Genomic DNA, 5,590 nt, shown 5'->3' on the forward strand with positions numbered 1-5,590 from the left:
TAGGACGCACGCGCGCGCGGCCACGATCCGCGCGGCGCAACCGCTTATGTGACGCTCGAGCCATGCAGCCATTTTGGCCGCACGCCACCTTGCGTGAACGCGCTGATCGAGGCGCGGGTCACGAAGGTCATTGCGGCAATGGAAGATCCGAATCCGGCCGTCTCCGGGCGTGGGCTGGCGATTCTTCGCGACGCGGGTATCGATGTGCGTTGCGGCCTCCTTGCGAACGAGGCATATGAACTGAACATCGGTTTCGTGTCGAGAATGACGCGGCGCCGGCCGTGGGTCCGCATGAAAGTCGCGGCCACGCTCGATGGCCGCACCGGTCTGCCGAACGGCGACAGCCAGTGGATCACAGGCGAAGCCGCTCGCGCCGACGGCCACGCATGGCGCGCCCGTGCCTGCGCGATCCTGACGGGAATCGGCACGGTGCGTGAGGACGATCCGCAACTGACCGTGCGCGCAGTGGAAACGCCGCGCCAGCCGCAACGCGTGTTGATCGACAGCCGGCTTGACGTGTCGCTCGATGCCCGGATTCTGGAAGGTGCGCCGCCGTGGATTTTTTGCGGCGCCGAGCCTGATATGGCTAAAGCCGAAGCGCTGCGTGAACGGGGTATCGAATTCACGTCGCTGACAAACGAACAAGGCAAGGTCGATCTTCCGGCAATGCTCGGCATTCTCGCCGATCGCGGTATCAACGAGCTGCATGTGGAAGCCGGCCATAAGCTCAATGGCTCATTGTTGCGCGAAGGCTGCATCGACGAATTGCTGATCTATCTCGCGCCGAGCCTGCTTGGCAACGCGCCCGGCATGTTCGACTTCACGCCGCCCGGGACGCTCGAGGCGCGGCCGCATTTGCGGTTTCATCGCATCGACCGGATGGGCGACGACGTGCGGATGCTCGCGCGCTTTGCCGATGTGAAGGCCGACGTGCAGCCTCTTACCTGACGCATAACTCCAAGGAATTTCGACGATGTTCACAGGAATTGTCGCGGCGGTCGGCCGCATTGAAGCTGTCACCCCGCTGGGCTCGCCCGCAGATGACGATACCGGCGTGCGCCTCACGGTTGCATCGGGCGGACTGGATCTCGCGGACGTCGAACTCGGCGACAGCATTTCGATTCAGGGTGCGTGCATGACCGTAATCGAGAAATCGGCGGAGTCGTTTGCCGTGGATGTATCGCGGGAAAGCCTGAACCGGACGGCGGGCCTGTCCGACCCCGGCGATGTCAACCTGGAAAAGGCATTGCGCGCGCATGACCGGCTGGGCGGACATCTGGTATCCGGACATGTGGACGGTCTCGGCGAAGTGACGCGCTTCGAGCCGGTTGGCGAATCTCACGAGTTGCGGGTTCTGGCGGCGAAGGATATCGGCAAGTACCTGGCGTACAAGGGATCGGTGACGGTCAACGGCGTGAGCCTGACGGTGAACAGCGTGACCGACCGGCCGGACGGATGCGAGTTTTCGATCAACCTCATTCCGCACACGGTGGAAGTGACGACGCTGCGGCATCTCAAGGCAGGTTCGAAGGTGAATCTGGAGATCGACTTGATTGCGCGGTATGTGGAGCGGATTCTTTCGTCATCGGGATCGGCGAATTAGGACACTCGCATGATCGACGACCTGAACGCGCTGCGCAAATAACCGATGCCGGCCAACACCGGCGCAAATTGAGCGCAAGGCGATCGTTGCGGGAAGGCACTTTTCGCAGATTCGCCTCCTACCTGATCGACTTGCCTGGCAATGAGTCGACGTTGACCCCGGCGCCACCCGCTCCCGCCTGGCGCCCGGCACGCCTCAAAACCGGCAAAACCCCCGCGTTGCCCTCCCCGGTGGCGTAAAATACGCCCTTTCCCGAACGGACGACCATCGCAATGACGCTCGCCTCCACTCCAGAGATCATCGCTGAGCTGAAAGCAGGCCGGATGGTGATTCTCGTCGACGAAGAAGACCGCGAAAACGAGGGTGATCTCATCATCGCAGCCGACTTCGTGACGCCGGAAGCGATCAACTTCATGGCGCGGCACGGCCGTGGGTTGATCTGCCTGACCATTACGCCGGAACGCGCCCGCTTGTTGAACCTGCCGCTGATGACGCAGAAAAACGGCACGCAATACGGCACGGCATTCACGGTAAGCATTGAAGCCGCCGAAGGCGTGACAACCGGCATTTCGGCTTCCGACCGCGCCCGCACGATCAAGGCAGCCGTCGCGCACGACGCGAAAGCCGAACATATCGTCCAGCCGGGCCACGTTTTCCCGATCATGGCGCAACCGGGCGGCGTGCTGGTTCGCGCCGGACACACCGAAGCGGGCTGTGACCTGACGGCGCTGGCGGGTTTGACGCCGGCATCGGTGATTTGCGAAGTGATCCGCGACGACGGCGAAATGGCGCGCCTGCCTGATCTGATCGAATTCGCCGAGTTGCACGACATCAAGATCGGCACGATCGCCGACCTGATTCACTACCGCTCGCGGACCGAATCGATCGTCGAGCGCGTCGCCGAACGCACGATGCAAACGGCGCATGGCGCGTTTCGCGCAGTGCTGTATCGCGATCAGCCGAGCGGATCGCCGCATATCGCGCTGGTACGCGGCCGGCCGACGCCGGATATAGAAACGCCGGTGCGCGTGCATGAGCCGCTTTCGGTGCTGGATCTGCTGGAAGTGGATTCGTCCACGCATTCCTGGACGCTCGATGCCGCCATGAAGGAGATCGCCGCGCGCGATCTGGGCGCGATCGTGCTGCTCAATTGCGGTGACACGAAAGAGCATCTGGTCGAGGTCTTCGAGGCGTTCGAGCAGGAAGACAAGGCGGCTGAACTGAAGCGCAGGCCGATCGACTTCAAGACCTATGGCATCGGCGCGCAGATCCTGCGTGAACTGGGCGTGGGCAAGATGCAGGTCCTGTCGAACCCGCGCAAGCTGGGCAGCATGTCCGGTTACGGACTCGAAGTAACGGGCTTCATTCCCATGCCCGGCTGCCCTGCCACGCCATCCACGGATGCCGCGGACGCAGCTTCGATCGCTCATCTGCGTTCGGTCTGACCACGACCGGCCGGCTCAACACCACACGTACAACACTGAAAACGGATAAATAATGGAAATCGGACAATACCAACCGAACCTCGACGGCGACGGACTGCGCATCGGCATCGTGCAATCGCGCTTCAACGAACCGGTGTGCAACGGCCTCGTGGACGCCTGCACGGAAGAACTCGAACGGCTTGGCGTGATCGGTGAAGACGTGCTGCTAGTCACCGTGCCGGGCGCGCTCGAAATCCCGCTGGCGCTGCAAAAGCTCGCTGAATCGGGTCAGTTCGATGCTCTCATCGCGCTCGGCGCCGTCATTCGCGGCGAGACGTATCACTTCGAATTGGTATCGAATGAAAGCGGTGCGGGTATTTCGCGCATTGCGCTCGACTTCGGCACGCCGGTTGCAAACGCCGTCCTGACAACGGAAAACGACGAACAAGCCGTTGCCCGCATGACGGAAAAAGGCCGCGACGCTGCACGCGTGGCAGTCGAGATGGCCAATCTGTCGGTCGCGCTGGAACAGTTGGGCGGCGACGATGAAGACGAAGATGACGAGGACCGTGCATGAAAAGCGCTCGACGCCGCTCGCGCGAACTCGCGACACAAGGGCTTTATCAGTGGTTGCTGTCGGGCTCGCCCGGTGGCGAGATCGACGCGCAGTTGCGCGGCGCGCAAGGCTACGATAAAGCCGACCAGGAGCATCTGGACGCCCTGCTGCACGGCGTGATCAAGGAAGCGGACATCATTTCCGCCGAATTGCAGCCCTGCCTCGATCGCCCGCTCGACCAGCTTTCGCCGGTTGAACGCGCGGTGCTGATGGTCGCCGCGTTCGAGTTCAAGCATCACCTGGACATTCCGTATCGCGTGGTGATCAACGAAGCGATCGAGTTGACCAAGACGTTTGGTGGTTCCGATGGCCACAAGTACGTGAACGGCGTGCTGGACAAGCTTGCGGTTCAACTGCGGCCGACAGAAGCACAAGGCCGCGGCCAGCGAAGCTGATGAATTTCGCCAAAGACCCGCTCGGCGCCGTCTCCCAAAGCGCAATTCGTTACGCCGCGCGCGTCGATGCGATCGAGCCGTTCTATGTCATGGAATTGGCAAAGGAAGCGCAGGCGCTCGAACGCGCGGGGCGCGACATTATCCACATGGGTATTGGGGAGCCGGATTTCACGGCGCCCGAACCGGTGATTGCCGCAGCGACCGACGCCTTGCGGCGCGGCGTCACGCAGTACACGAACGCGCTCGGACTGGCGTCGTTGCGGGAGGCGATATCCGGTCATTATCGCGATGTGTTCGGGCTCGATATCGATCCGGCGCGCATCGTGGTGACGGCGGGTGCATCGGCGGCGTTGCTTCTGGCATGCACGGCACTGGTCGATCGCGACGACGAAGTCCTCATGCCCGACCCGTGCTACCCGTGTAATCGCCATTTCGTGGCGGCAACCGAAGGCCGTCCGGTCCTGATTCCGAGCGGTCCGGCCGAGCGGTTCCAGTTGACCGCAGCCCAGGTCGAAGCGCACTGGACGCCCGCTACACGCGGCGTCCTGCTGGCGTCGCCGTCGAATCCTACCGGGACGTCCATCGAACCGGCGGAACTGGCGAAGATCGTCGATGTCGTGCGTTCGCACGGCGGTTTTACCATCGTCGACGAGATTTATCAGGGCTTGAGCTACGACGCGAAACCCGTTTCAGCGCTTTCGCTTGGTGACGACGTAGTCACCGTCAACAGCTTTTCGAAGTACTTCAACATGACCGGATGGCGGCTCGGCTGGCTGGTCGTGCCGCCCGCAATGGTCTCGACGGTCGAAAAGCTCTCGCAGAACCTGTTCATCTGCGCGTCCGCGCTCGCGCAACATGCGGCGCTCGCGTGCTTTGAACCTGCCACGCTTGCAGTCTACGAGTCGCGCCGGCTGGAATTTGGGCGCCGACGCGATTTCATCGTGCCGGCGTTGCGCACGCTCGGGTTCGAAGTGCCGGTAGTGCCGGACGGTGCGTTCTACGTCTACGCTGATACCCGCCGTGTCGCGCACCCGGCCGCCGGCGACAGCACGGCGCTGACCCGCTCCATGCTTCACGATGCCGGCGTCGTGCTGGTTCCCGGCAATGATTTCGGCGTTCATGCGCCGCGGGACTATATCCGGCTCTCTTATGCCACGGCGTATTCGAAGCTCGAAGAAGCCGTGCAGCGGCTTGGGACGTTGTTCAGGGTCTAGCGCCTCCGCTTGGAAAGCCTTCGCCATTGAAAAAGCCGTTCCGGCATCAAGCTGGAACGGCTTTTTTGCATCTGCTACCGGTTTAAGGCTGGAGATGCCGTCTCAAGCGCCAACTTCCCAGGCGCCATGTTCATGCTTGGCTTGCGTATCAGCGTCGTCGGTTTCGTTACGCTCGCTCGCTTGCGGCGACGTAGCCTTGGCCGGCGCCGTGATCGGCGGAACACCGTCGAGCGTGAAGTGCACACGTTTGTCGGTAGAACCATTCGCCGGCGCGTTAGCCGACGCCACCACCGTCTTCGGCGCAACCGGCTGTGCCGGCGCTTGCGGCGCGTTGATCA

5 protein-coding genes and 2 pseudogenes are annotated in these 5,590 nt (G+C 62.5%); 6 read left to right on the forward strand and 1 reads right to left on the reverse strand.

Going from position 1 to position 5,590, the window contains the following annotated elements:
* From ribD to ACRXB1_RS28900, 6 genes and pseudogenes are all read left to right on the forward strand, one after another.
* Positions 1-948 (forward strand): annotated as a pseudogene (ribD, locus tag ACRXB1_RS28875) (bifunctional diaminohydroxyphosphoribosylaminopyrimidine deaminase/5-amino-6-(5-phosphoribosylamino)uracil reductase RibD); the annotation flags it as partial.
* Between the two features lie 25 nt (positions 949-973).
* Positions 974-1,603, forward strand: coding sequence for a riboflavin synthase (locus ACRXB1_RS28880; RefSeq protein ID WP_062169605.1), 630 nt, complete (start codon positions 974-976; stop codon positions 1,601-1,603).
* Between the two features lie 272 nt (positions 1,604-1,875).
* Positions 1,876-3,048, forward strand: coding sequence for a bifunctional 3,4-dihydroxy-2-butanone-4-phosphate synthase/GTP cyclohydrolase II (gene ribBA / locus ACRXB1_RS28885; RefSeq protein WP_061998892.1), 1,173 nt, complete (start codon positions 1,876-1,878; stop codon positions 3,046-3,048).
* A gap of 52 nt (positions 3,049-3,100) precedes the next feature.
* Positions 3,101-3,604 carry a 6,7-dimethyl-8-ribityllumazine synthase gene (gene ribH / locus ACRXB1_RS28890; RefSeq protein ID WP_047896193.1) on the forward strand — a complete coding sequence of 168 codons (504 nt, stop codon included), beginning with the start codon at positions 3,101-3,103 and terminating at the stop codon, positions 3,602-3,604.
* Complete coding sequence (nusB, locus tag ACRXB1_RS28895) at positions 3,601-4,038, forward strand: transcription antitermination factor NusB (protein ID WP_075359597.1); 438 nt, start codon at positions 3,601-3,603, stop codon at positions 4,036-4,038. The genes ribH and nusB overlap by 4 nt, the downstream gene beginning before the upstream one ends.
* Positions 4,038-5,252 carry a pyridoxal phosphate-dependent aminotransferase gene (locus tag ACRXB1_RS28900; protein WP_449493972.1) on the forward strand — a complete coding sequence of 405 codons (1,215 nt, stop codon included), beginning with the start codon at positions 4,038-4,040 and terminating at the stop codon, positions 5,250-5,252. Before nusB ends, ACRXB1_RS28900 begins: the two co-directional genes overlap by 1 nt.
* A gap of 102 nt (positions 5,253-5,354) precedes the next feature.
* Here the strand turns inward: ACRXB1_RS28900 and ACRXB1_RS28905 are convergent.
* Positions 5,355-5,590: pseudogene (locus ACRXB1_RS28905) on the reverse strand (lytic transglycosylase domain-containing protein); the annotation flags it as partial.

The organism is Caballeronia sp. M23-90, from assembly GCF_053574605.1.